18 protein-coding genes, 1 tRNA gene and 1 pseudogene are annotated in these 26033 nt (G+C 57.0%); 10 read left to right on the top strand and 10 right to left on the bottom strand.

Annotated elements, in window-relative coordinates; all coding sequences use genetic code 11:
* Positions 1 to 180: 180 nt before the first annotated feature.
* Positions 181 to 1767 carry an ATP-binding protein gene (locus GGR91_RS00120; RefSeq protein ID WP_407698393.1) on the top strand — a complete coding sequence of 529 codons (1587 nt, stop codon included), beginning with the start codon at positions 181 to 183 and terminating at the stop codon, positions 1765 to 1767.
* A gap of 200 nt (positions 1768 to 1967) precedes the next feature.
* Here GGR91_RS00120 and GGR91_RS00115 read toward each other — a convergent pair whose 3' ends face one another.
* From GGR91_RS00115 to GGR91_RS00095, 5 genes and pseudogenes are all read right to left on the bottom strand, one after another.
* Positions 1968 to 2900 (bottom strand): right-handed parallel beta-helix repeat-containing protein, encoded by a 933-nt coding sequence (locus GGR91_RS00115; protein ID WP_246336981.1) that lies wholly within the window; start codon positions 2898 to 2900, stop codon positions 1968 to 1970.
* A gap of 34 nt (positions 2901 to 2934) precedes the next feature.
* Positions 2935 to 5607, bottom strand: a pseudogene (gene metH / locus GGR91_RS00110) (methionine synthase); the annotation flags it as partial.
* Positions 5577 to 6623 carry a homocysteine S-methyltransferase family protein gene (locus tag GGR91_RS00105; protein WP_183938899.1) on the bottom strand — a complete coding sequence of 349 codons (1047 nt, stop codon included), beginning with the start codon at positions 6621 to 6623 and terminating at the stop codon, positions 5577 to 5579. The pseudogene metH and the gene GGR91_RS00105, both read right to left, overlap by 31 nt.
* The gene (gene metF, locus GGR91_RS00100; RefSeq protein WP_183938897.1) at positions 6620 to 7561 is read right to left on the bottom strand and encodes a methylenetetrahydrofolate reductase [NAD(P)H]; all 942 of its coding nucleotides are present in this window, start codon (positions 7559 to 7561) and stop codon (positions 6620 to 6622) included. The genes GGR91_RS00105 and metF overlap by 4 nt, the downstream gene beginning before the upstream one ends.
* A complete protein-coding gene (locus GGR91_RS00095; RefSeq protein WP_183938895.1) occupies positions 7558 to 8538 on the bottom strand; it encodes an ArsR/SmtB family transcription factor in 981 nt (326 codons plus the stop codon). The genes metF and GGR91_RS00095 overlap by 4 nt, the downstream gene beginning before the upstream one ends.
* A gap of 230 nt (positions 8539 to 8768) precedes the next feature.
* On the opposite strand from GGR91_RS00095, the gene GGR91_RS00090 reads away from it, so the two are divergent.
* Positions 8769 to 9023, top strand: a complete 255-nt coding sequence (locus GGR91_RS00090) for a circumsporozoite protein (protein WP_183938893.1) — start codon at positions 8769 to 8771, stop codon at positions 9021 to 9023.
* Between the two features lie 128 nt (positions 9024 to 9151).
* Here GGR91_RS00090 and GGR91_RS00085 read toward each other — a convergent pair whose 3' ends face one another.
* The gene (locus tag GGR91_RS00085; protein WP_407698392.1) at positions 9152 to 10162 is read right to left on the bottom strand and encodes a serine hydrolase; all 1011 of its coding nucleotides are present in this window, start codon (positions 10160 to 10162) and stop codon (positions 9152 to 9154) included.
* 268 nt (positions 10163 to 10430) lie between these two features.
* Positions 10431 to 10889: a preQ(1) synthase gene (queF, locus tag GGR91_RS00080; RefSeq protein WP_183938889.1), complete on the bottom strand. Its 459-nt coding sequence runs from the start codon at positions 10887 to 10889 to the stop codon at positions 10431 to 10433.
* Between the two features lie 165 nt (positions 10890 to 11054).
* Here queF and GGR91_RS00075 point away from each other — a divergent pair, with 165 nt between their 5' ends.
* The 3 genes from GGR91_RS00075 (at position 11055) to metC (ending at position 14651) form a co-directional block, all read left to right on the top strand.
* Positions 11055 to 12578 (top strand): cryptochrome/photolyase family protein, encoded by a 1524-nt coding sequence (locus tag GGR91_RS00075; protein ID WP_183938886.1) that lies wholly within the window; start codon positions 11055 to 11057, stop codon positions 12576 to 12578.
* A 61-nt stretch (positions 12579 to 12639) separates the two neighbouring features.
* Positions 12640 to 13482: a 3-mercaptopyruvate sulfurtransferase gene (gene sseA, locus GGR91_RS00070; protein WP_183938884.1), complete on the top strand. Its 843-nt coding sequence runs from the start codon at positions 12640 to 12642 to the stop codon at positions 13480 to 13482.
* Entirely contained in the window at positions 13437 to 14651 is a 1215-nt protein-coding gene (metC, locus tag GGR91_RS00065) for a cystathionine beta-lyase (protein ID WP_183938882.1), read from the top strand. The genes sseA and metC overlap by 46 nt, the downstream gene beginning before the upstream one ends.
* A 9-nt stretch (positions 14652 to 14660) precedes the next feature.
* Here the strand turns inward: metC and GGR91_RS00060 are convergent, their stop codons facing one another.
* Complete coding sequence (locus GGR91_RS00060) at positions 14661 to 15530, bottom strand: 3-hydroxyacyl-CoA dehydrogenase NAD-binding domain-containing protein (RefSeq protein WP_183938880.1); 870 nt, start codon at positions 15528 to 15530, stop codon at positions 14661 to 14663.
* 233 nt (positions 15531 to 15763) lie between these two features.
* On the opposite strand from GGR91_RS00060, the gene GGR91_RS00055 reads away from it, so the two are divergent.
* Both GGR91_RS00055 and glpX read left to right on the top strand, forming a co-directional pair.
* Complete coding sequence (locus GGR91_RS00055; protein ID WP_183938878.1) at positions 15764 to 17083, top strand: homoserine dehydrogenase; 1320 nt, start codon at positions 15764 to 15766, stop codon at positions 17081 to 17083.
* Between the two features lie 220 nt (positions 17084 to 17303).
* Entirely contained in the window at positions 17304 to 18287 is a 984-nt protein-coding gene (glpX, locus tag GGR91_RS00050; RefSeq protein ID WP_183938876.1) for a class II fructose-bisphosphatase, read from the top strand.
* 39 nt (positions 18288 to 18326) lie between these two features.
* On the opposite strand, the gene GGR91_RS00045 is transcribed toward glpX, so the two are convergent.
* Complete coding sequence (locus GGR91_RS00045; RefSeq protein WP_246336979.1) at positions 18327 to 18788, bottom strand: flavodoxin family protein; 462 nt, start codon at positions 18786 to 18788, stop codon at positions 18327 to 18329.
* A gap of 71 nt (positions 18789 to 18859) precedes the next feature.
* Here GGR91_RS00045 and recJ point away from each other — a divergent pair, with 71 nt between their 5' ends.
* The 3 genes from recJ (at position 18860) to GGR91_RS00030 (ending at position 22303) form a co-directional block, all read left to right on the top strand.
* Positions 18860 to 20626, top strand: a complete 1767-nt coding sequence (recJ, locus tag GGR91_RS00040) for a single-stranded-DNA-specific exonuclease RecJ (protein ID WP_183938872.1) — start codon at positions 18860 to 18862, stop codon at positions 20624 to 20626.
* A gap of 66 nt (positions 20627 to 20692) precedes the next feature.
* Positions 20693 to 20767, top strand: a tRNA-Glu gene (locus GGR91_RS00035).
* Between the two features lie 267 nt (positions 20768 to 21034).
* Positions 21035 to 22303, top strand: coding sequence for an O-antigen ligase family protein (locus GGR91_RS00030; RefSeq protein WP_183938870.1), 1269 nt, complete (start codon positions 21035 to 21037; stop codon positions 22301 to 22303).
* A gap of 78 nt (positions 22304 to 22381) precedes the next feature.
* Here the strand turns inward: GGR91_RS00030 and GGR91_RS00025 are convergent.
* Positions 22382 to 26033, bottom strand: a 3652-nt coding sequence (locus GGR91_RS00025; RefSeq protein ID WP_281370173.1) for a beta strand repeat-containing protein, incomplete at its 5' end; no start/stop codon positions are given.

Here is a 26033-nt window from a genome sequence, read left to right as displayed (position 1 = left end):
CGCTGGTCGCTTCCTTAATGCAAAGGCAGTTCGGCAATGGATATGACAGGGCATCGGCAGTCTACGTCGGCAGAACCAAGTGAGCAGAGGCAACCAACGGCAACACCAGCCGCACATGATATGTCTGGCCCGGCAACCCGAACCGGCGGCACGCCCATACATGGCCCTGCACTGCACCATATGGGCTTTGTCATGGACGTTTCCGGATCGGGTTCGCAACTTACCTTTGATGCCGGCATATTGAGCAAGCTGATGTCGCATCCCGATCCAAGCATTGCGATGGCCGGACAGGTGGGCAGCCAAATCAAGATTCGCGCTGGCAATATATGGCTGCTTGCAACTATCCGTTCGCAACGCATGCACGAACGCGACCATGGCATCATCATGGCGCACGTCGACTTTCTGGGCGAAGGCGAGGAAGAACGCCTCACCGGCAAGATTTCCAATTTCCGCCGCGGTGTGACGCATTATCCCGCACCCGGCAGCGAAGTCTATGCCGTGTCGAGCGCGGACATGAAGCAAGTCTATGCCGCCGACGCCCGCGCGCATGTTGAAATCGGCACCGTTTTCCCGACCAAAGACACGCGCGGTGCGTTGTATGTCGACGCCATGCTGGGCAAGCATTTTGCGCTTTTGGGTTCGACAGGGACCGGTAAATCAACCAGTGTCGCGCTTATCCTGCACAAGATCTGCGATATCGCGCCCGAAGGGCATATCGTCATGATTGACCCCCATGGCGAATATAGTGCGGCGTTCAAACATAATGGCGCGTTGTTCGACGTCAACAATCTGGCCATGCCCTATTGGATGATGAACTTTGCAGAACATTGCGAAGTGTTCGTCACCTCCACCGGCGACGACAGGCAAATTGACTCAGACATTCTCGCCCGCTGCCTGTTGCAGGCACGCGCCAAAAACCGGCTTGCCGAAACTATTGGCAAGCTGACGGTTGATGCGCCGATCCCCTATTTATTGTCTGACCTGACCAACATCATCCAGAACGAAATGGGCAAGCTCGACAAGGCGACATCGTCCGCGCCGTTCATGCGGTTGAAGAGCAAAATTGACGAGCTGAAAGCCGACCCGCGCTACAATTTCATGTTTTCGGGCCTGCTGGTCGGCGACACTATGGCCGAGTTTGTCGGCAAACTTTTCCGCCTGCCGTCACATGGCAAACCCATTTCGATTATCGATGTGTCGGGCGTACCGTCCGACATCACCTCGACCGTTGTCGCGGTTCTGTCCCGTCTGGTGTTTGACTATGCCATCTGGTCGCGCAACGAAGCGCGGCGCCCCATCCTGCTGGTGTGCGAAGAAGCCCATCGGTACATTCCGTCGGATCGCGTTTCCAAAGACAGCGCGGGGCGCGCCATCCTTGAACGCATTGCCAAGGAAGGCCGTAAATATGGCGTGTCGCTTGGCCTGATTACGCAGCGTCCATCCGATTTGGCCGAAGGCGTGCTCTCGCAATGTGGCACGATCATTTCGATGCGATTGAACAACGAGCGTGATCAGGCATTTGTCCGCGCGGCCATGCCCGAAGGTGCGCGTGGTTTCCTAGATGCCATCCCCGCCTTGCGTAACCGCGAATGCATCATTTGCGGCGAAGGTGTCAGCATTCCTATCCGTGTCTCGCTCGACCATCTGGAATCGGAAAAACGCCCGGCATCGGAAGACCCGCTGTTCAGCCAGCTTTGGCTGGAAACAGGCGGCGAAGCCGAAATATTGGACCGCGTCGTGCGCAGGTGGCGTGCGCAGGGGCGGTAATCGCCGCTGCAAGGGCTGGAAGCATGTCCACGCTTGCAATGTAGGATTGGCTTTGAGAGTATCGCCGCGCACACGCGAAAGCGCGCATGGTTCTTTCTCAATGTTGAGACCAGCAGAAATAAGTCAGAACCGCATTTGCCGTTAAAGCGACAAAGCAGACAGTAAAAACGGCGTCCGACGTTGTCTTTGTCGCCTTAAGCCTATCGCCTCTCAAACGGCTTCAGTCCGCGGCCCAACCGGTTGCCGCCCAACGCCAGCCGGTCGCCGGACCAATCCGCCAGAAACACGGTTTGGCGATTCACACCATGCGCGATGCTCGCTTCGTTGGCGTTAATCGCCAGGCCAGCACTGCTTTGCGTCCGGCCTTCGGCTGCAACGGTGATAAAGGCGCTGTCCTTTTCCTTGGCTGCACCTTGCACAAACATATTGCGCGCGATGTTGCCGGTTGCGCCATTGGGCAAATCAATCATGTAGTTGGTTTCGCGGCCCCGCGTATCGTCAAATGCGTTGTCGGTGATCGACACCTGCCACGCGCGGCTTTTGATATAATGCCCGCCCTTGCCGCGTTCGAAACGGCATTTGGTGATGGTCAGGCTGCGATAGCCGCCAATGTAGATGCTGTGCGCGCAGGACCGCCCCCGGTCGCAGCGGCCAAGGCCGGAAAAGCTCGATTGCGTGATGCGAATTTTACCAGCTTTGTCGTCGGCGGTTAAGATGCCCTGTTGGCTGTTGCGAAAGACCGCGCGCGTCACCGTCAGGTCGCCCTTTTCCAAACGAATGCCTGCGCCATTGGCATCAGGCACGCGCATATTTTGAAAGATAACACCATCAATGCGCGCCGCCCGTCCGCGCAGGACTAAGGCCGCCTTGCCTTCACAGGTCGCGCCGTCAAATATCGTCTGGCCCGGGACTGCGACGCGGAAGGCGATGATCCCCGCTTTTTGGATGGCACATTGCCGATAGGTGCCCGGCGCGATGATGATCGTGCCTTCGCCGCTCCCTATGCCATCAACCGCTTTTTGAAGGCTGGAATAGCCACGCCCCGTCTCGCCATTGCGGAAAGGGGCCGGGCTGCGCGCAAATGCCGCCACCGCGCAGAAAACGGTCAGGACACAGAGCGCAGTTTTCTTCATGGGCATTCGTCCCTAAAATCTAATATTGCCCTGATCATTCGTTGAGGTTCGGCCTCAGATACTGCCGCGCCCGATCCAAATCGAGTGCGCGCCGTGCGGCATAGTCCGCAACCTGATCTTCGCCAATGCGCGCAACACCAAAATATTCGGCTTGGGGGTGCCCGAAATAAAAGCCGCTGACCGCGGCGGTCGGCAACATGGCAAAGCTTTCGGTCAAGGTGATACCCGTTTTCTGGGTCGCGTCCAACAGGTCGAACAATATCGGCTTCAGGCTGTGGTCCGGACATGCGGGGTAGCCCGGTGCGGGCCGGATGCCGCGATATTCCTCACGGTTCAGCGCCTCTATCGTGAATTGCTCATCGGGCGCATAACCCCATAATGTTGTGCGGACATGCTCGTGCATCCGCTCGGCAAAGGCTTCGGCCAGACGGTCGGCGAGCGCTTTCAACATGATGTCGGAATAATCATCGATATTGGCTTTGAACTGCGCCAAATGCGTGCCGATGCCATGGCCAGTGGTGACAGCAAAGCCGCCAATCCAGTCGCCATCGCGGCTGATGAAATCGGCCAGACACATGTTCGCCCTGCCTTCGCGCTTGGCGATTTGCTGCCGCAGGAACGGCAGGCGAATATGGGCTTCGGTCTTTTCGCAATAGACCACCACATCATCGCCATCGCGCCAGCATGGCCAAAGGCCCGCAACGCCCTTGGCGCGGAGCCATTTTTCGCTGATGATTTTATCGAGCATCGCGTTGGCATCGGCAAACAGGCTGGTGGCACTTTCGCCAACGACTTCGTCGGTCAGAATATCGGGGTAATTGCCATGCAATTCCCATGCGCGGAAAAACGGCGTCCAATCGATATAATTGCGCAGATCCGCAAGGTCCCAATCATCATAGGCATGCACGCCAGGCTGCAATGGCGGCGCGGGCTTTAGCGCCTCGTCAATCTCGAACGCATTGGCGCGGGCTTCGTCGAGCGAAGCCAATGGCTTTGCGGTCTTGCCCGCACGGGCATCGCGGATGTGGCTATATTCGGCGCGGGTGTCCGCGACGAACTTTTCGGCCATAGTATCGCTGACCAATGTGCCCGCAACACCGACAGCGCGCGAAGCATCCAGCACATGAATAACGGGACCCGAATAAACAGGCTCAATCCGCAACGCCGTATGCGTTTTGGATGTGGTCGCGCCGCCGATCATCAACGGCATCGTCATGCCGGCCTTCTGCATTTCTTCAGCGACGGTGACCATCTCGTCGAGCGAAGGTGTGATCAGGCCCGATAGCCCGATCATGTCGGCATCATGTTCGACCGCCGCCTTCAATATGTCTTGCCACGGGACCATCACGCCCAGATCGACAATCTCGAAGCCATTACATTGTAGCACAACGCCAACGATATTCTTGCCGATATCATGCACGTCGCCCTTGACGGTCGCCATGATGATCTTGCCCTTGCCCTTCGCGCCGACTTCTTTTTCAGCCTCGATATAAGGGAACAGATGCGCGACCGCTTTTTTCATAACGCGCGCCGATTTCACGACCTGCGGCAGAAACATTTTGCCTGATCCGAACAGGTCTCCAACGACATTCATGCCGTCCATCAACGGACCTTCGATAACCTCAATTGGCCTGCCACCAGCCGCCTTGATCGCCAGCCGCGCCTCTTCTGTGTCGTCGACAATATGCGCATCAATGCCTTTGACCAAGGCATGCTCAAGGCGCTTCTTGACCTCCCAGCCGCGCCATTCGGCCTCGGCTTTTTCCTGCGCTACATCCGTTCCGCGATATTTCTCGGCCAAGGTGATGAGGCGCTCGGTGGCATCGGGGTCGCGGTTGAGGATCACATCTTCGCACGCCACCCGCAGTTCAGGATCAATATCGTCATAGATGTCCAACTGCCCGGCGTTAACGATCGCCATATCGAGGCCGGCAGGGATCGCATGATATAAGAAGATCGAGTGCATTGCGCGGCGCACAGGCTCGTTGCCGCGGAAGGAAAAAGACAGGTTGGAAAGGCCGCCCGAATAATGGGCATGCGGGCATAGAACGCGCAGCTCTTTCAGCGCCTCGATAAAATCGACGCCATAATTGTTATGTTCTTCAATCCCCGTTGCCACCGCAAAAATATTGGGATCGAAAATGATGTCTTCGGGCGGAAAACCAATGCCGACCAATAAGTCATAAGCGCGCTTGCAGATTTCGACCTTGCGCTCTTTGGTGTCGGCCTGACCGGTCTCGTCGAACGCCATCACGACGACTGCCGCGCCATAGGCCATGCACAGCCGCGCATGATGCAAAAAGGCTTCCTCGCCTTCTTTCATCGAAATCGAATTTACGATGGGCTTACCCGAAACGCATTTCAGCCCCGCCTCAATCACGCTCCATTTGGAACTGTCGATCATCAACGGCACGCGCGCGATGTCTGGCTCGGCAGCGATCCGTTTGATGAATGTCGTCATCGCCTCATGCGCGTCGAGCAGACCTTCATCCATATTGATGTCGATAATCTGCGCGCCATTTTCGACCTGGTCGCGCGCGACTTCGACAGCGGCTTCATAATCACCAGACAGAATGAGCTTCTTGAATTTGGCGCTGCCGGTAACGTTCGTACGTTCACCGATGTTGACGAAACGGGAGGAGGAGGATGTCATATTGATGTTCAGCTTTAAGGAGTTCAGGCGGCCATGATGAAGGGTTCGAGGCCAGCAAGCCGAGTGACCACTTGTGGCTGCGGGATGCTGCGCGGGGCGCGGCCCTCAACGGCCTTGGCAATCGCGGCGATATGCGCAGGCGTGGTGCCGCAACAACCGCCGACAATGTTGACCAACCCATCATCAAGCCATTGGCCAATCAGCTGCGCCGTCGTTTCGGGCAGTTCGTCATATTCGGCAAGGTCATTGGGCAGGCCTGCATTGGGATAAGCCATAACAAGCGTATCGGCTTGCTTTGACAAAGCGGCCAAATGCGGACGCAACAGGTCAGCGCCGAACGAACAATTCAACCCGATGGTAAGCGGTTTGACATGCCGGATCGCGGCCCAAAATGCTTCAACCGTATGCCCCGACAAATTGCGTCCAGCCATATCGGTGATTGTCATCGATATCATCAAGGGCACGTCCCTGCCCGATGCCAATGCGGCTTCCTGCGCCGCCATGCCTGCGCATTTGGCGTTCAGCGTGTCGAAAATCGTTTCAATCAGCAGGAAATCAACGCCGCCTTCGATTAGCGCGTCGCATTGTTCGCGATAGACGCCTTTGAGATAATCAAAATCGATCTCGCGATAGCCGGGGTCGTTGACGTCTGGCGACAATGACAATGTCTTGTTCGTTGGCCCAATTGAGCCTGCGACAAAGCGCCGCTTGCCATCTTCGGCTTCCGCGGCGTCACAACAAGCGCGCGCGAGCTTTGCCGAATCGATGTTCAATTGCTGGACCAGATGTTCGCAGCCATAATCAGCCATGCTGATCTTCGTGGCGCTGAAAGTGTTGGTTTCAATCATGTCCGCCCCAGCGCGCAGATAGGCGCTGTGGATGGCGCCAACCACGTCAGGCCGTGTGATGGACAGCAGATCGTTATTACCCTTTTGATCGTGGGTCAGTTCCAATGACCCGCGATAGTCCGCCTCGGATAATTTATAACCCTGAATGGCGGTTCCATAGCCGCCGTCGAAGACCAATATCTGCGTGGACGCTCTTGCAACAAATGCCTCACGCGGGGTCATGCCGCTTGCTCCTGCGCAGCGCCAGCGGGCCGTTTTCCAAGCAAATGGCAAATGGCATAAGACAGCTCGGCCCGGTTGAGCGTGTAGAAATGGAAATCACGCACACCGCCCGCATATAATCGGCGGCACATTTCGGCCGCGACGGTGGCTGCGACAAGTTGCCGCGCAGGTGGATGGTCATCCAACCCTTCAAACAAATGCGCCATCCACACGGGAATTGCGGTGCCAGTCATGGCGGACATGCGTGTGATTGCCGCAAAATTTGAAACCGGCATGATACCCGGGACGATTTCCGCATCGACACCCGCCGCAGCGACCGCGTCGCGGAAACGGAAGAATGTTTCAGGTTCAAAGAAAAATTGTGTGATGGCCCGGCTCGCGCCCGAATCCAGCTTGCGCTTCAGAAAGTCGATATCGCTTGCAGCGGACAGGGCTTCGGGGTGCGTTTCGGGATAGGCACTGACCGATATCTCGAACGGATGGAGCTTACGCAGCCCTTCGACCAACTCAGCGGCACTGGCATAGCCGTCGGGATGCGCGACAAATTTACTGTCCGAGCTTGGTGGATCTCCGCGCAGTGCAACGATATGCCGCACGCCTGCGTCCCAATAGGCATTTGCAACGTCGGCAATTTCGCCCTTTGACGCTTCGACGCAGGTTAAATGTGCCGCAGCCGGAATATTGGTTTCCCGCGCAATGCGGGCGACGGTGTTGTGCGTACGCTCACGTGTTGTGCCGCCGGCACCATAAGTGACCGATACAAAGCGCGGGGCAAGCGGCGCCAGCGTTACTACCGAATCCCAAAGCTGCTCTTCCATCTTTTCGGTTTTGGGCGGGAAGAATTCAAAGCTGATTTCGCAATCACCGGCAAGACCGGCAAAAAGAGGCGCGGCCAGCGCCCGGCTGGCTTCCTGCATCTGGTCGAACGGGAGAATCATGCAACAATCCTTAAGTTGTTTTTTGGGTGCGGGGTGGCGAACGACAGCTTTTGCCCCATCCACACTTTTACAATGAGTTCACCCGACTCAAGTGCGGCCTGATGCACCATCTGCAGACCATGTGCCGAGAACGCATTCCGCATAAATTCGTCCGTAAAGCCAAGCCGGGCATGGGCATGAACGGTGCGGAGTTCTTCATGGTCGTGGGCGGCGAAGTCGACGATCACGAGGCGTCCATCGTCCGCGACTGTCCGGATGGCTTCGGCAATGACTGCCTCAGGGTCTTGGGCGTAATGCAGCACTTGATGGAAGATGACGGTATCAAACTCACCATCGCCGACGGGGAGCATGTTGAAGTCACCCAATTTGATTTCGACCTTGCTCGCGATATCGGCGCTGAAGTTCGCTATTTTTGCGCGGGCAAGCCGCAACATTTCGGGGCTATTGTCTAAAGCGACAAAGCGGCTTGCACTCTCCGCGAACAATTCCACAATGCGGCCAGTTCCTGTGCCAACGTCCAGTACACGGCCCAAAGGCGCACTATGCAAAATCTGCGCAATCTTCGCCTCAACTTCCGAATCGGCAACATGGAGCGATCTGAGGAAATCCCATTCTTCTGCATGTGCCGCAAAATAGGATGCCGCCATATTGGTACGCGCATTGCGGACCTCGTCCAGCCGCGCCAAATCCTTTTGAAATGCCTTTGCCTGCGTAACATCGGCTTCTTTCAGCAATGACGTCAGGCGCCCGTCCTCCAGAACAGCGCCCGGCCGCAGGAAAACCCAGCTGCCTTCTTTGCGTCGCTCTAACAATCCAGCTTCGTCCAATATGCGGATATGCCGGGAAACGCGGGGCTGGCTTTGATCCAATATCTGCACAAGCTCGCCCACTGACAGCTCAAGCCTAAGCACGAGAAATACGATTCGAAGCCGGGTCGGGTCGGCTAACGCCCGCATGATAGTAAGCAAATTGATCATTTCGATGTCATATAAAGAAATCTTTATATCAAGTCAATCGGCTCAAATCCCCCGCATTTTCTACCGTTCTGGTAGAGTTAGGCGCAATTTTGAGGCTGATCAGCTTACCGGAATAAAAAAGCGCATTGCCACCGAATTGTGAACGGGCTAGAGGGCTGTCCGCAGACATTACTGCATTCGTTGTGGTGTGCCTGTCAGGTTTTCATAAGTTTTGCTAGGGGGTTTCCCATATGAAGAAAATTGCTGTATCTCTCGTTCTTGCCGCTTCGCTCGGTTTGGCTGCTTGCTCAGGTGCTGAAGAAGCAACCACAGAAGCAACTGAAGCAACCACAGAAGCTCCTGCTGAAGCTGCTGACGCAGCTGTAGAAGGCGCTGACGCTGCTGCAACTGAAGCTGCTCCTGCTGCTGACGCTGCTGCTGCTCCTGCTGCAGACGCTGCTGCTGCTGCACCTGCTGCAGACGCTGCGAAAGAAGCTGCGAAGTAATATTCGCGCTTTTTAGCGAAAGTTTTTGATAAGGGCTGTTCTGCTTGCAGGACGGCCCTTTTCTTTGTCTGCCGTAGACACGTTGGATGCCGCGCGCGGCGCTCCAACCGAAACATCGCAATAAGGCGTCAGTTCTGGTGGTATGAAGCCACAGAGCGCGATACAAATTGCATGAACGTCATCCGTTGCGGAATAGACGCCGTCGTGCTGCCCATCATCACTGCGACAGCGTAACGTGTGCCATCTGGTGCAGTCATAATCCCGATATCATTATATCCCGTGGACACCGGCGGCAAAACCTGCCCGGTTCCGGTCTTATGCAAAAAGCTCCAGCCCGCAGGCACGCCAGCCTTCAACCGGTTAGGGCCACTTGACGTCCGCGACATGATATCGAGCATGAGGCGCGTTGAAGACGCCGACAGCAGCTCGCCCTTGGCAAGCTTTGCCAAGGCGCGGACAATTGCTTGCGGGCTTGCTCCATCGATTGGATCATTCAGATAACGGTCAAGCGCTGCTTTGCGGGTTACCAACGGCACGGCATCGCGCGCAGCATAAAAGCGCTGGCCAATTGAATATTCCTGCTTCCAGTCGAGGCCGGCAATGCCGCTTTGCAGAGCGCGTTCGCCCGGCCCAAAGCGGATCGCGCCCAAATTCTTGCGTGCGATAAAAGTGGTGACCGCTTGCGGGCCACCTACGGTGCGCAGCAACGAGTCATTGGCGGTATTGTCACTGGCGCGAATGGCCTGCTCCAACAGATTGAGGATGGAAACCTCAATGCTGCCATTGGCGATGACCTGATCACGGATGGGCTGATGAAAAACCGCCAGATCATCCCGCGTGATCCGCACTTTCTGGTCCAGGCGAAGCTTCCCTTGATCAACCATGTCCAACACGGTGAGCACAACCCAGGTTTTGGATACGCTTTGTTGGGGAAAAAATTCATCCATCCTGCGGCCCAAAACCCACTCACCGCCATCAACGCGCATAATGGCAACACCAGTCCGCCCCGGGAACAAACGCCATTGATCTTGAATCAGGTTTTCAAGGCCGGCGGGCGGCCGCCCAATTGCGGGACGTGCGGGCGCTACAACTGCTGGCGCTGGGGCTATTGCTGCTGGCGGAGCAGGTCCCCGAGGCACTGGCGCGGATACGCACCCCGATAAAACGGACAACAGCGCCAAAGACGCAAGGCCTGTTTGGCCAGCTTTATGCACGCGCTTCTTGGTCGTCGAATTTATGTCAGCCATGAAGCTGCAATAGAGGCCTCGCGGTCGTTCTGTCACCGACAAAGGTCATTTTTGCGACCAATGATTCGATGGCGTCGACGAGAAGAGTGCCGGGTCAACAGTTGGGATCGTTCGGCACGTACGTTATGCGGGGAAACTTGGGCAACCTGTTTAAATGGACTCAGCCACGACCCCGGTACGGAGCAACGCCCTGATCAGGCAGCCACAGTCCCTTTGGCGGCTCCCCCGATTGCCAGAACACATCGATGGGTATTCCCCCGCGCGGATACCAATATCCACCGATGCGCAGCCAATGCGGCTTCATTTCGGTGAAAAGCCGCTGCCCAATGCCAACGGTGCAATCTTCGTGAAAGGCGGCATGGTTGCGGAACGAACCCAAGAAAAGCTTCAGCGACTTCGATTCAACAATGCTTTTGTCCGGCGCATAATCGATAACCAGATGGGCAAAATCGGGTTGTGCTGTGACCGGACATAAAGACGTAAACTCAGGCACGGCAAAGCGGGCGAGATACAGCGTATCGGGGCGCGGATTGGGGACATAATCCAGCTCGGCCTCTTCAGGCGTTTGGGGAAGTGCGCTTTGCGCACCCAGATACATCGGCTTTAGTTCGTCAGTCATAGCTGCGCATTTAGCGGTTTCACCACGGGAAGCAAACGGCTCATCGCGATTGCGCGAGATATGCACGTCGCGTGCACGCAAAAACGCATTGGGCTTGGGCAAAGCGCGCTGGTTTCCTGAAAACCTGTATCGTGCCCCGGACATGGCCTCGCTAACGATCCGATCATGACGACCCTTATTCCTGTACTCGGCGACCAACTGAGCCATGCGCTTTCGTCATTGGCGGGGCAGGACAAAAAAACGTGCGTCATTTTGATGGCCGAACTCGATGAAGAGACGACCTATGTGCCGCACCACAAATCCAAAATGGCGTTCATATTATCGGCAATGCGTCACCATGCCGAAGATCTGCGTTCAGCCGGATGGACCGTCGACTATGTGAAGCTGGCAGAGCCGGAAAACAGCGGCAGTTTTACCGGCGAACTCGCCCGCGCGATGGAACGGCATAGCGCATCCGCCATTTGTGTCACCGAAGCCGGCGAGTGGCGGGTGAAGGCCATGCTGGATAGCTGGGCCGACCGCTTTGATGTGCCCGTAGAGGTACGCGCCGACGACCGTTTCTTGTGTGACCATGCCGAATTCGAAAGCTGGGCCAAGGACCGCAAGCAACTTCGCATGGAATATTTCTATCGCGACATGCGGCGTAAATCGAAATTGCTGATGGATGGCGATGCACCCGTCGGCGGGCAGTGGAATTTTGACGCGGAAAACCGGAAACCGGCCAAGCGCGATCTCGCGATGCCGCAGCCACTGCATTTCGCGCCGGACGATATCACGCAGGACGTGATTGAAATGGTCGAAGCAAAATTCGCGATCAATATGGGCCAGACCGCGAAATTCGGTTTTGCGGTCACACGTGCCGACGCGCTGAAACAGCAAGCACATTTTCTGAAACATGCTTTGCCGTCCTTTGGGGATTATCAGGACGCAATGCTCACCGGCGAGCCATTTTTATGGCATTCGATTTTGTCACCCTACATCAATACCGGGTTGCTTGATCCGCTGGAATTGTGCCGCGCCGTCGAAGAGCGATATCAGGCCGGAAAAGTGCCCATAAACGCGGCTGAGGGCTTCATTCGTCAGGTCATTGGTTGGCGCGAATATGTGCGCGGTATTTATTGGCATGCCGGTCCGCAATATGTGGAAAGCAATGCCCTTGCCGCCGAACGGCCGCTACCGGAATTTTATTGGACCGGCAAAACCGACATGCATTGCCTGTCGCAAACCGTCGATCAGACAATCGCATATTCCTACGCCCACCATATCCAACGGCTGATGATTACAGGCAATTTCGCCCTGCTGGCGGGCATCAACCCCGCCGAAGTGCATATATGGTATCTCGCCGTTTATGCCGACGCGTATGAATGGGTCGAATTGCCGAACAGCCTGGGCATGAGCCAGTTTGCAGACGGCGGCATGCTGGCGTCAAAACCTTATGCAGCCAGTGGCGCCTATATAAACCGCATGTCGGATTATTGCTCCAGCTGCCGTTATGATGTGAAACAAAAAACCGGGCCCAAGGCATGTCCGTTCAATGCGCTTTATTGGGAATTTATTGCGCGCAACGAAGATAGGCTGCGCAAGAACCCGCGCATGGCGATGCCGTATAAAAACTGGGACCGGATGGCGCAGGCCGATAAAGTCGCGCTTCGTCGTCAGGCACAGCAATTTCTCGAAACGCTTGGCTAGTTTGGAAAAGCGGCTTATCTTGCACCGCACAAGAATCAAAAATAGCGGGCAAGGACAAAACATGGAATTGTTAGTAAGTACCGAATGGTTGGCGAATGAAATCGGCGCGTCTGATTTGCGCGTGGTCGATGCCACCTGGTTCATGCCCGATGCTGGCCGCAATGCGCAGGCCGAATATGAAGGTGGCCATATTCCCGGCGCTGTTTTCATGGACTTGCAAGAACTCGCCGACGCAAACAGCAGCCTGCCCAATACATTGCCGCCGCCGGAAAAATTTGCCAGCCGCATGCAATCACTGGGCCTGGGCGATGGCAGCCGTATCGTGGTCTACGACGACAGCCCGTTCAAATCGGCAACGCGTGCCTGGTGGATGCTGACCTTGTTTGGCGCGCATGATGTCGCGATCCTCGATGGCGGCATTGCAAAATGGAAAGCCGAAGGCCGCGCGCTCGAAACCGGCAAGCCTACGTTGCGACACCGCCACTTCACTGTCTGGAAAGACGAAAAGGCCGTGCGCAACAAAGCAGACATGCTCGCCAATCTGCACAGCAAGGAAGCCGATGTTGTGGATGCCCGCGGTGCAGGACGATTTACCGGTGAAGAATCTGAACCGCGGCCTGACATGGCTTCCGGCCATATCCCCGGCAGCCGCAACTTGCCCTTTGGCAATCTTTTTAACGCAGACGGCACGTGGAAGCGCGGCGATGCGTTGACCCAAGCCTTTACCGATGCGGGCGTTGATTTGAACAAACCCATGATCACAACCTGCGGCTCTGGAATGACCGCAGCTGTTGTTCTGTTCGGCGCACGCCTCACCGGAAAATCGGACGTTGCCTTATATGATGGCAGCTGGTCCGAATGGGGCTTGGACAAGGACACCCCCAAGGCGCAGGGTGCGGCTTGAGTTCCCACAAACCTCAAAAGCCAGCCACCAAAACAGTCACTGCAGGGCGCAAGGCCTCGCTCACGGGCCCCGTCGTGAACGTACCTGTTTGGCGCGCCAGCACACATTTATATGAAAATGTGGCTGAGCTGGAGGCGGGCAAAGCGCGCAACGAAGACGGCCGATTTTTCTACGGCCGTCGTGGGTCGCCGACGCAATGGTCCCTCGCCGACGCGCTGACCGCAATGGAGCCTGGTGCGCATGGGACCATGCTGTATCCGTCGGGTGTTGCCGCGATTGCTTGTGCGCTGCTGTCGGTGCTGAAGGCAGGTGACATCTTGCTGATGACCGACAACGCCTATGATCCAAGCCGGTCTTTGGCCGACGGGTTTCTGAAGCGCTTTGGGGTTGAGACCCGATATTTTGACCCACGCACCACCGATTATGACGCGCTATTTTGTGATCGCACGCGCGCCATATTGCTCGAATCACCCGGCAGCCTGACATTTGAAATGCAGGACATTCCTGCAATCTGCGCCGCTGCGAAAAAACGCAATGTCGTCACCCTTCTCGATAACACATGGGCAACATCCTATTTCCACACCGCGCTCGACAAGGGCGTCGATATGGCGATCTTGTCGTGCACCAAATATATTGTCGGCCACAGCGATGTGATGATGGGCAGTGTCACCACGCACGATAAATTATGGACGAAATTGCGCCAAACCGCGCAGCAACTTGGCCAGACCGTTTCACCCGACGATGCCTATCTCGCGAGCCGCGGTCTACGCACCTTGTCGGTGCGGATGAAAGCGCATGAGACGTCTGCGCTCCATATTGCGCGATGGCTGCAGACACAGGCAAATGTCGCCACCGTTTTCCATCCTGCTTTGCCCGATTGCCCCGGGCACGATATTTGGAAACGCGACTTTACCGGATCATCGGGATTGTTTTCATTCATCCACACCGGCGACGCCGCAACAGCAGCGGCCTTTGTCGATGCGCTGCAACTGTTTGGCATTGGCTATAGCTGGGGCGGGTTTGAAAGCCTTGCGTTGCCCGTGCAGCCCGAGAAGTACCGGTCAGTCGTCGCGTGGGACAAGCCCGGCACACTGATCCGCCTGCAAATCGGGCTTGAGGACACAGATGATCTTATCGCCGACCTTGGCCAAGCATTTAATGGGTCCTGACCCTAGATATCAGCGTGTTGGCTGCGGCACTTCGCCCGAATAATCGTAAAAGCCACGCTTCGTTTTGCGTCCGAACCAGCCGGCCTCAACATATTTTTGCAGCAATGGCGCTGGCCGGAATTTCGGATCGCCTGTCGATTGAAACAGCACATTTGTGATTTCAAGGCAGGTGTCGAGGCCAATGAAATCCGCCAGTGTCAGTGGCCCCATCGGGTGGTTAAGACCCAATTGGCACGCGGTGTCGATATCGCGCATAGTGGCAACGCCTTCACCCAGCGCGAAACATGCTTCGTTTATCATGGGCATCAGCACGCGATTGACGATGAAGCCGGGGGCATCATTTGCAAACACCAATTGCTTGCCCAATGCTTCGCCATATTGGCGGACGACATCAACAGTCGCATCGGTCGTCGCCAACCCGCGGATGATTTCAATCAGGCCCATGACGGGAACGGGGTTAAAGAAATGCACGCCGATGAAACGCTGTGGGTCCGGTGATGCTTGCGCCAGCCGCGTGATGGGAATGGATGACGTGTTGGAGGCCAATACGGCCCGATCACCAAGGACCGCGCCCACCGATTCAAAAATCTTGCGCTTGATGTCTTCCCGCTCGGTCGCAGCTTCGATGATCAGCCCGGCGTCGGCCATCGGTTCATAGCTGGCAACTGGTTCTATGTGCGACAAAAGCGTCTCGACATCGCCCGCCGACATTTTTTCTTTGGCGACCAGACGGCTGAGTGCCTTGGCGATACCGGCCTTGCCTTCTTCGGCCTTCGCCAGATCAAGGTCCGACAAATAGACATGATAGCCAGCGCCAGCGCTGACCTGTGCGATGCCCGCACCCATTTGACCTGCTCCGATAACGCCGACTGCACGCATTTGCCGCTCCCTGTGAAACCAATTAGTGGCCCCTAGCGAATGATGGGTCACAGGGCTAGCTTACTCCCACCAAAAAGACGTTGGCACGCATCGCAATGCTGTTTTCGCAGGGGCGATAGGCTCTGCGCAATTTGTCAGGCCGTGACTTTGCAGCAAGCCGGGGCTGGCAATTAAACGCAAATCCGCTTAAGCGCGGCGCAAATACGCATTCTTTCGGCAGGAAATTAGAAGCTATGTCCACCCCCTCTCGTATCGCCCCGCTTAAGGTGGGTCTGGCTGGTCTTGGGACAGTAGGAACCGGCGTTATCCGCCTTCTGGAAGAAAATAGCGCCTTGATCGCGCGCCGGGCGGGCCGCGAGATCCAGATTGTTGCCATCACCGCGCGCGACCGGACCAAAGACCGGGGTGTTGATCTGTCCGGTTATCGCTGGGTCGACGACATGGGCGAATTGGCCACCGTAGACGATCTCGATGTCGTCGTTGAACTTGTCGGCGGGGCTGATGGCCCAGCGCTTACATTGGCGCGCGAAACGCTGACAAACGGACGTGCTTTGGTCACGGCCAACAAAGCCATGGTCGCCCATCACGGCGCTGAGCTGGCGGCTCTGGCCGAAAGCAAGCAGGCCGCGCTCAAATTTGAAGCTGCTGTCGCTGGCGGTATTCCGGTGATTCAAGGCTTGCGCGACGGTGCCGCCGCCAACCGGATCGATCGCGTATATGGCATATTGAACGGGACATGCAATTTCATCTTGTCGACGATGGAGCGTGATGGCCTCGATTTTGCGCAGGTGCTGTCTGACGCACAGGCAAAGGGCTTTGCCGAATCCGATCCTTCGTTCGATATTGACGGCATTGACGCTGCGCATAAGCTTTCCATTCTGGCCTCGCTCAGCTTTGGTTCTGTCATTGATTTTGGCGGCGTCGAAGCGCGCGGTGTTCGCAAAATACTCGCCGCCGACATCGCCCAAGCAAAGACGCTGGGTTATCGCATCCGCCTGATCGGGCTTGCCGAAATCGACGGCGACAATGGCTCTGCCAATATTTTCCAACGCGTTGAACCATGCCTTGTCCCGCTCAGCCATCCGCTGGCGCATGTCATCGGCGCGACCAATGCGGTCGTGGCTGAAGGCAACTTCTCCGGACGGCTTTTATTCCAGGGCGCGGGCGCAGGGGACAAGCCAACGGCGTCCGCGGTTGTGGCCGACCTTGTCGACATTGCGCGCAAGGAAACAGGGCCCGCCTTCTCGATGCCATCGGCCGAGCTTGAAAAGCTGCCACGTGCAGCATCGGCGCACCGGGTCAGCAAATCCTATTTGCGTATGGTGGTCGCCGACCGCGTCGGCGTGCTCGCAGAAATTACAGCGGCGATGCGCGATGCGGGGCTTTCGATTGAAAGCCTGATCCAGACCGAAGCTGGTGACGACGGAACGGCCTTGGTAGCGATGGTCACCCATGCTGGGCCAGAGCAAGCGATCAATGATACGCTTCAGGCACTCAAGCATTCCGACAGTCTGCTTGGCGAGCCAATGGTCATGCACATTTTGGGCGCATAAGCTTATTGGGGCGGCGCGTGTTCAATGCTTGCCGCAACGCCATCTTCGGTTGTGGAGGGTTACGCCGCGGCGGGCGTCATCACGAAGTGCGCAGCAAAAACCGCGACAACTAATCTCGACATTTGGCGCGGCCTTCCCTATCGAAACCTAACTCCCAAAATGCCATTCCATTTCGGGTGCAGACTGCGCACCCTGACGTTCAAATAGCTAGGAAAATACGATGACTGCAGCAAGCCAAATCCTCGACCGCGTGCTTGTCTTGGAAATGGTCCGCGTGACGGAAGCCGCGGCGATTGCAGCCGCGAAGCTCATCGGACGTGGCGATGAAAAGGCAGCAGATGCCGCAGCCGTCGAAGCGATGCGCGCGGCGCTCAACGAATTATATATGGATGGCACGGTTGTCATCGGCGAAGGCGAACGCGACGAAGCGCCCATGCTGTTCATTGGTGAAAAAGTTGGCTCCGCCATCGGCACTGGCCCACGCATCGACATTGCGCTCGACCCGCTTGAGGGCACAACGATCACGGCGAAGGCCGGGCCCAATGCGCTGGCCGTGCTGGCAGTTGCCGAAGAGGGCAATCTGTTGAACGCACCCGATGTTTATATGGACAAGATTGCGGTTGGCCCGGGTTACTCGCCCAACATCGTCAACCTCGACAAAACGGTTGCTGAAAATGTGAACGCAGTTGCCAAGGAAAAGGGTGTCGCTCCAGGCGACCTCATCGTTTGCGTCCTCGACCGCCCGCGTCATGAAAAGCTGATCGCCGAGCTGCGGGCGCTTGGTTGTGGCGTGATGCTGATCCCCGATGGCGACGTTGCGGGTGTCATCGCAACGACCAATCCCGATACCACAGTCGACATCTATATGGGCAGTGGCGGTGCGCCAGAGGGCGTACTTGCAGCTGCGGCCCTGCGCTGTGTCGGCGGCCAGTTCAAAGGCCGCTTGCTGTTCCGCAACGACGATGAACGGTCGCGCGCGCGCAAATGGGGCATCGAAGATCTCGACAAGATTTACGATCTGGAAGAGCTGGCAAAAGGCGACTGCATCTTTGCAGCGACGGGTGTCACCGACGGTTCGTTACTCGCTGGCGTCAAAACATTACGCGATGGGCGGGTCACCACAGAAACCGTCGTGATGCGCGCATCATCAGGCACCGTGCGCTGGGTCAAGAGTGAGCATCGCAAGGCTGCGCAGCTCGGCTGAACACCTAACCCATTGGTCGGCAAAATTCGCCAAGGGTGATTAGTAAATGCCCATCAGCAGTCCCGTCGCGATTTGTTCGCCGAGATCCCCCGCCGCCCGTTGATCGGCCTCATTGATGGTCTTTGGGGCCAAAATGGCTTCCGACGTTTGAGCATGGGTGCAGACGATCCTGCTCTCCGCAATCTGCCGCAAGCGCCATCCCGTCGCTATGCGCTCCGCCTGCGCCACAGCGTTGCGTCCGTCCGACCCGGCGCACACGATCATCGCATAAGGCCGCCCGTTCAGCGCGCCAAGGCATGGGTAATAACAACGGTCAAAAAAGCTTTTCATGCCGCCGCTGATGGCCGCGAGGTTTTCGGGGAACGCGAACAGATATCCGTCCGCCGCCATAACCTGCGCCGCACCTGCATCTGCTGCGTTGACCAATCGGACATCGACACCCTGCGCACGGCGCGCACCATCATAGGCAGCGCGGGCCAACGCCTCGGACCCGCCGGTCATACTGTGCCAGATTATCAACAATTGCCGCATCGACGCTTGCTAGCACCGCGGGCGCGCCATAGGGAAGCAGTATGAAGCCCGTACTCGATATTAACAGTTCCGTTCTTGAGCAAGCCTGGCATTGGCGCGGCGGTGGCACCGATGGCCGTGATCCGGATTTCAAACCTGACGATCTGGTGACCCAGTTACTGATGGCGCGCGGCGTCGACCGCGACGATATCGAACGGCACCGTAACCCGACCATTCGCAACTTCATGCCCGACCCATCGATATTCCAGGACATGGAGCATGCGGCGCTGCGCTTGGCGCAAGCGGTCGAGGCGGGCGAACAGATTACCGTCTATGGGGACTATGACGTCGATGGCGCGACAAGTGCGGCGTTGCTTATCCGCCTGTTGCGTATGCTGGGCCTTGATGCAGGTTATTACATCCCCGACCGGTTGATGGAGGGCTATGGCCCGTCTGGTGAGGCGCTGGTGCGCATTGGCGCAGGCGGAAGCCGCTTGATCGTAACCGTCGATTGCGGCGCAATGGCCTATGACGCGCTTGCGCAAGCCAAGGCGGCCGGACTTGAGGTCATCGTCGTCGACCATCACAAATGCGCCAGTGAGCTTCCTCAGGCCTTTGCGCTCGTAAACCCCAACCGTTTGGACGAAGCCGACGATGCGGCCGCCCACGGGCATCTGGCGGCGGTTGGCGTAGCATTCCTGTTAGGCGCGGCGCTCATCCGCACGCTGCGCACGCGCGGCCATTTTACAACCCGCGCAGAACCCAAAATCATGGACCTGCTCGATTTGGTCGCGCTGGGCACTGTGGCAGACGTGGCGCAGCTCAGGGGACTGAACCGCGCATTTGTTGCGCAAGGGTTAAAGGTGATGGCCGCGCGCCGCAATATAGGCCTGTCGGCGCTCATTCAGGCGAGCCGCCTGACGCGTGCACCTATTTGCTCCGACCTTGGCTTTGCCTTGGGCCCACGCATCAATGCCGGCGGCCGTGTGGGCAAGTCGGACCTTGGCGTGCGCCTACTCACCACCGAGGACGCAGCGGAGGCGCAAGAGATCGCGCTTGAGCTCGATCGGCTCAACGAAGAGCGGCGCGCGATTGAATCAGTGGTTCAGGAACAGGCCGAGGCTATGTTGGCGGGGCAACACAACCGCGCGGTAGCATTGCTGTCAGGCGAAGGCTGGCACCCCGGCGTCATTGGCATCGTCGCGGGCCGGATTAAGGAAAAAACGGGAAAGCCATCGATCGTGATTGCCGTCGACGAACATGGCGTCGGCAAAGGCTCGGGCCGATCAATTGCGGGCGTCGATTTGGGCGCCGCGATTATTTCTGCGCGCGAAGCGGGATTGCTGGAGGCCGGCGGCGGCCATGCCATGGCGGCGGGACTGACCGTGTCGCATGACAAAATTGATGCGCTGGCCGATTGGTTGGACGCGCGGCTGTCGGCCGACGTTAGCAACGCATCGGGATCCAAGGCGCTTTTGATCGACGCCATCGTCGCGCCACGCGGCCTAAACCCTATTTTTGTCGACGCGATGGAATCCGCTGGCCCCTATGGCATGGGCTGGCCCGGGCCACGCGTCGTCACGGGGCCATTGCGCATCATTAAATGCGATATCGTCGGCAAAGACCATGTGCGCGCGATCGTGGCGGGCGACGACGGGCAGTCGTTCAAAGCCATGGCTTTCCGTCAGGGCGAGACCGTTTTGGGCCAAACAATGCTGCACGCAGATCGCGGGCGACGGTACTGGTTTGCGGGCCGCGCGAAGATCGACGATTGGGGCGCAACGCCAAAAGCGGAGCTGCATGTCGACGACATTGCGTTTGCAGACTGAATTTGCGCGAACTTGGCCTTGACGAGTGCAAAACGAACCCGTAAAGGCGCGGCTCGCCAAGCGATTGGCCCCTTCGTCTAGCGGTTAGGACGCGGCCCTTTCACGGCTGAAACACGGGTTCGATTCCCGTAGGGGTCACCAACTTTTTGCACGCAATGGGCGGTGCAAGCTTGGTTTTCTGAACATATTCAAAGTTAGCGTGACGCCGCTGTTTGATCGCGAAATCTTCGATAGCCCTGCCGAAGCCAAAACCTGCTCCGTGTCTACCGCAGCCCTCGGTTCTGCTGCACTCCACCCTCGGCCTGTCCCCGCCAAGGAGGCAACCTTGCACCAAATGTTAACCATATTCGGGAAGTAAGGCCGATACATAAACCGGCAAACGGTCGGTGGGTCACTTTCGGGGAATATATGCACAATGATAGTTTTCGCACACGGATGGGTGTCGCTGCGATCCTCGTGGGCCTTTTGCCGGCATGGATGGTGCTGGCGCCGCTCGACATAACGAGGGCACCCGAAGTCTGGCAATTGGTCGTCCGCGTCAACGCATTCGCGGTCCCGATGATTCAACTGATTTTTATACTGTTGGCGATGGGGGGGAGCTTTTCTCCGATCCACGCGGTGCGCGAATTGCCCTTTATATCCAAGTTTGCCCTGGCACTTTGGTTCGTAATCGCGAGCGTTGTGTCGTTCCAACCCGGAAAAGAACATTTTTTCCCGAGTGTCGGCATTTCCAAACTGATGGTGGCCGGATTGTTTTTTTTGGCGCTCATCCACAGTTTGCGCATGGTGGGTAACCGACTGACGCACGCGTTATGGTTATCCATCGGCGCAGGCACCTTGATATGGACGCTTTTGTGGGTCACCCATATTTTCCTCTACTCCCCTCAAGGCGACGAATGGGTGTATCGTATACCGGGCGTGGATAATGTCCGGCATATGGGGCATTTTGCGGTTGCAGGGGTGACTGCAGGCCTCGTTGGCGTGATCGTGTTTCGCGACCGCACGAATATGTGGCTGCGGTGGGTGTTGCCGGTATCGGTCGGAGCCGTTAGTTTCGGCCTGTCGTTATGGACGGGGTCTCGCGGTCCGTTGCTCGCTTCTTTGGTCGTGGTGGCAGCAACGCTTTGCCTGGCTGCAGGCCATCGCAAATCGATCGCAAAATTCTTTGCGGCGTCCGCCCTGCTGTCCACCGCGGTGGTCGCGACATTGCCACTGCCGCATCACATATATGGCATTGCAGAAGCGACGGGCATGGCGGACGTCACAGCGAACGCCGACCACGATGCCAGCTCGGGCCGGACCCTCCTTTGGTCCGGCACAATAGAGAAGATTAGCGAACGCCCGATATTCGGCTGGGGCATCAACCAATTTTTCAATTCAGGCCCTTCCAAACCCGCCAATTTTTTTCACCCGCACAACTTTCCACTACAACTGATGTTCTCCGGCGGCATAGTTTCGGTGCTACTGACATTGTTGATCGTCATCCCGATTTTGCTGCGCTGGCGTTGGCCATACACCAAAGGGGAAAGCGCAGCGGGAGTCGGCGCTGTCGTGGGGTTGCTTGTCTACTCGCTCTACGATGGCGCACTATATTTCAGCTATCCCACCACGATCTTCCTTGTCGCCATTGCTACATCCGTTGCGCCGGCTGAAGTGCAACACGGCAACGACAGATAGATTTGGGGAGTACACGCGGCGACCGGCGCAGCTGGTGGCGATGGCATTCACTGCCACCAGCAGCCCCGATTTACTAACTTATTGCGCCAGTCTTATTGAGAGCATCGCGCGGTTGTCTTGCCTTGTCATGGCATTGAGGCCCCGATTTGCTTCAACAGCAAGCTCCAGATTGTTCTTGTTACCCAGGCGATAGGCATATCCTACGGCAATAAGCGAACGGCGCATTCCGGCTACGCTTTCCCAGTTATAGTCAGCGTAGAACCGCGCCCGATCACCATCGTTGGCGACCAATTTTGCGCCCAGTTGATAACCACAGCGCAAGCCGGAACTTTGCACGTCATGATCTTCGCAGAGCAAACCAGGGCTCAGCAGCAAACGTGACCAAGCGCCATAATCAGCTGATCCGCTGAGTGTAATTGGGGCAGTGACGGGAACGCTGATCCGCGTAACATCCACCGCGCCTACTGCAAATGCGATACCAGAGCGGTCCTCGCCAAGATAGCGCGCAGCCAAAGTCGCCGATCCGATCATCTCACGAGCATGCGAGATAATCGCATCTGTTGTGACAACCGTGTCGCCGAGGTTGAAATCACCACTGAGCATCCAGCCATAGACCTTGCGTTTTCCGGTCATCGAACCGTCAAGATCAAACCCATCGGTTTCGGTCAGAGCAAAGTCATACCATGTATTACCATAGCCGATAAATGCACCCGTGCGCAGGGTGTCGCTCACGTTGTAACGTCCATAGGCATTTACCTGCAGGCTCTTGTCTGAAATCGAGCTGCTCTCAAAGCCCGTTAGCTTATCACTTGAACGAGAAACCAGAGCCGCCAGGCCAAGAGTGATGTCGTCATTAAACTTCGTTTCAAAGCGTAGGGCACCAAAAACACGCGAGCTCCACTTTCCGTCCATGCGCGATGAGCTAAGGCCCGCATCCGCAAACAGCTGATGTGGTCGGCTACAATCGGAGAGCCTCTGGGCATATTTGACGTCGAGATTTGCGCCGTTTTGATTAGCGCGCGCAGATCCTGAAATGTCCTTTTGCCCCTTTCGATCTGAACAAAAAGCGTCGTTGCCCGCCATCAACGACTCGTTGAACGCCAACATATCGCTGAGGCCATGTGCCGCGTAATTCCGCAGGCTACCGCGCAGCTTGTCGCCAATTTGACCCAACTTGCGTGCGATCTCGTCAACGTTAGTGATCGTCACAGTCAATGTTTGAAAGCTGATATTACCAGCGGCATCAACTGCCTTGATCCGAACAACATAGGTGTTGTTTCGGTCGCTATCCGTCGGGTTCTCGAAATCCGGGGCGGCAACAAAAACGATTGCACCGGACGTAGCATCAATTCTGACCTTTGCTGCATCTGGCCCACTGTCAATCGACCAAGTGACCACTTCATTAGCCGTCATAGTCGTGATCTGTGTCCGTCCCTCGTCGATTGTGATAGCCGATTCCGTTGCCCCGGAACCGCCTGTTGGTCCCGTGATGAGCGGCGCAGAATCGTCTACATTCACTTCGCTGAGCTTCACTTCAACACTTACTGTGCCGAAGCCATCCGACACCTGAACCACAAGGTCATGGACATTGGCGAGAGCCTCAAAATCATTGGCTACAGATGCTGCCCCTGAAGCGGTAAGTGTAACGGCACCATTTCCTGCACCGACAGCAAACCAACCATTGGTATTGCCACCTGTTATAGAAAACGTCCGGTTAGCGGAATAGCCGCCACTCGCCGCGACTGTGCCCAGTGTCGCATCCTGGGAACGGCCCTCATTATAGTTGAAATTGTAAGAAGGGCGGTTGCCCGCATCCGTTGCATTGGTTCCGGTAAACGCCAAAGGCGCCGCAGCGGGATCAAGCGGGATGTGGTTGTTACCAATTCCGTTCGACGTAGATGCGGCATCGGTGCCAATGGTGAAGTTAAACTGCAGATAATAGGTTGTGGCTTGCGTGCCCGTCGGGGCAGTGGCCTGCGACTGAACATTGTCTAAGCCGCCACCTAAAGACGGTGAGACCGTGCCACTGCTCCGGATGAGCGTGCTTTCCGTATTGGTATAGCCCGCAGGCCCCGCCACGCGGATTTGGTATGTACCCGAGGCCGCGGTGCTCGCGAGGATAAAGCTATAGCGTCCGTCCGCGCCGGTCTGCTGATCGTTCGCGCCGCCGATTGTGAGGTCCAGCCAGCTGTTGCTGACCTTCGTGCCGCCAAAATAGAGCGAAACCTGCGCGTTGCTGATTGGCCTCCGGCGCACGCTGTCATAAACCACACCAGAAGGATCGATGAGGACCGCATTTACTTGGGCCACAGTTGCGCCCGCTGCGACAGAGATATTGCTTACGGTGGAGCCAGAGACGCTCCCGGTAGCTGATGTCGCCAAACCGTTGGTGAATTGGACAGAATACGTGCCTGGCACGACACCATCGAAACGATAGCTGCCGTTGGATGCAGTCGTCGTCGTGGCCAGAACATTGTTGTTGCTGCCTATCAGCGTCACCGTCCGTCCGCCAATGCCGACACCGGCGCCACCGCCTGTGGAGCGGTTGGCGCGTGTCACTGTACCCGAGATAGAGGTCAATGCCACATCATCGACGTTACGTTCGTTGAGCTTGACCTCAATGGTCGTTGTACGCGTGCCGTCAGATACCTGAACGGTCAACGTTTGAACATTCGCCTGTGTCTCAAAGTCATTGGCCTGCGAGGTGCTGCCCGCTTGCGTCAGCGTAATCGCGCCACTGGTCGCGTCAATGACAAACCAGCCGCTGCTATTGCCTGACGTGATGCTGTAGCGCAGCGTACCCGTTCCTATAGCCGACACGGTGCCAAGCGTTGCACCGCTCGCGCGGTTCTCGTCATATGTGAAGCTGTAGGACGGGTTGTTGCTGCCGTCGGTCGCATTGGTGCTGGTGAACACAGGACCAGTGTCGTCGAGGTTCAGAACCGTTACCGTAATGGTCTGCAACGAGAAGTTACCCGCCGCATCCAATGCCTTCACCTGAACAATATAGGTATTGCTGCCCGAGGTCGTGCCATCGGTCGGCACCTCATAATCAGGTGCCGCAACAAAGGTCAGTGCACCCGTGGTCAGATCAATCGCGAACTTCGCCTGATCCTCACCACCCACAAGGCTCCAAGTGACTGCCTCATTGGCAGTTGGCGTAGTTACTGCAGTCTGGTTCTCGTTCACCGAGATCGCAGCAGTCGCGTCACCCGCATTGCCACTTGGGCCCGTAATCAATGGTGCCGTATCATCAAGGTCGGTCTCGTTAAGCGCAACCTCAATGGTCGTCGTGCGCGTACCGTCAGACACCTGAACCGTCAGCGTCTGAACATTCACCTGTGTCTCAAAGTCATTGGCAAGCGACGTGCTGCCCGCTTGGGTCAACGTGATCACACCAGTGGTCGCATCAATCGCAAACCAGTTATTCGGGGTGTTCCCCGCGGTGATTGAATAGGTCAGCGTGCCCGTGCCGGTCGCAGACACGGTGCCAAGCGTTGCACCGCTCGCGCGGTTCTCAGCATAATTAAAGCTATACGCACGTGCACTGTTCGCACCCGTCGCGTTGGTATTTGTAAATACTGGGGCGGTTGCCTCATTCACGTCAAGCACAGTGACCGTGATTGTCTGTAGCGAGAAGTTACCCGCCGCATCCAATGCCTTCACCTGAACAATATAGGTATTGCTGCCCGAGGTCGTGCCATCGGTCGGCACCTCATAATCAGGTGCC

It is taken from the genome of Sphingorhabdus rigui (assembly GCF_014196595.1).
GTDB lineage: Bacteria > Pseudomonadota > Alphaproteobacteria > Sphingomonadales > Sphingomonadaceae > Sphingorhabdus_B > Sphingorhabdus_B rigui.
This window is presented reverse-complemented; position numbering and strand designations above follow the sequence as displayed.

What these genes read in the sequence shown, in the direction of transcription:
- GGR91_RS00075 (WP_183938886.1), top strand. Translation starts at nt 11,055, where the DNA reads ATGACGACCCTTATTCCTGTACTCGGCGACCAACTGAGCCATGCGCTT.
- GGR91_RS00115 (WP_246336981.1), bottom strand. Translation starts at nt 2,900, where the DNA reads ATGAAGAAAACTGCGCTCTGTGTCCTGACCGTTTTCTGCGCGGTGGCG.
- queF (WP_183938889.1), bottom strand. Translation starts at nt 10,889, where the DNA reads ATGACTGACGAACTAAAGCCGATGTATCTGGGTGCGCAAAGCGCACTT.
- metF (WP_183938897.1), bottom strand. Translation starts at nt 7,561, where the DNA reads ATGATTCTCCCGTTCGACCAGATGCAGGAAGCCAGCCGGGCGCTGGCC.
- GGR91_RS00105 (WP_183938899.1), bottom strand. Translation starts at nt 6,623, where the DNA reads ATGACCCCGCGTGAGGCATTTGTTGCAAGAGCGTCCACGCAGATATTG.
- GGR91_RS00030 (WP_183938870.1), top strand. Translation starts at nt 21,035, where the DNA reads ATGCACAATGATAGTTTTCGCACACGGATGGGTGTCGCTGCGATCCTC.
- metC (WP_183938882.1), top strand. Translation starts at nt 13,437, where the DNA reads ATGGGGCTTGGACAAGGACACCCCCAAGGCGCAGGGTGCGGCTTGAGT.
- GGR91_RS00060 (WP_183938880.1), bottom strand. Translation starts at nt 15,530, where the DNA reads ATGCGTGCAGTCGGCGTTATCGGAGCAGGTCAAATGGGTGCGGGCATC.
- GGR91_RS00045 (WP_246336979.1), bottom strand. Translation starts at nt 18,788, where the DNA reads ATGACCGGCGGGTCCGAGGCGTTGGCCCGCGCTGCCTATGATGGTGCG.
- recJ (WP_183938872.1), top strand. Translation starts at nt 18,860, where the DNA reads ATGAAGCCCGTACTCGATATTAACAGTTCCGTTCTTGAGCAAGCCTGG.
- GGR91_RS00090 (WP_183938893.1), top strand. Translation starts at nt 8,769, where the DNA reads ATGAAGAAAATTGCTGTATCTCTCGTTCTTGCCGCTTCGCTCGGTTTG.
- GGR91_RS00120 (WP_407698393.1), top strand. Translation starts at nt 181, where the DNA reads ATGGGCTTTGTCATGGACGTTTCCGGATCGGGTTCGCAACTTACCTTT.
- GGR91_RS00055 (WP_183938878.1), top strand. Translation starts at nt 15,764, where the DNA reads ATGTCCACCCCCTCTCGTATCGCCCCGCTTAAGGTGGGTCTGGCTGGT.
- glpX (WP_183938876.1), top strand. Translation starts at nt 17,304, where the DNA reads ATGACTGCAGCAAGCCAAATCCTCGACCGCGTGCTTGTCTTGGAAATG.
- sseA (WP_183938884.1), top strand. Translation starts at nt 12,640, where the DNA reads ATGGAATTGTTAGTAAGTACCGAATGGTTGGCGAATGAAATCGGCGCG.
- GGR91_RS00095 (WP_183938895.1), bottom strand. Translation starts at nt 8,538, where the DNA reads ATGATCAATTTGCTTACTATCATGCGGGCGTTAGCCGACCCGACCCGG.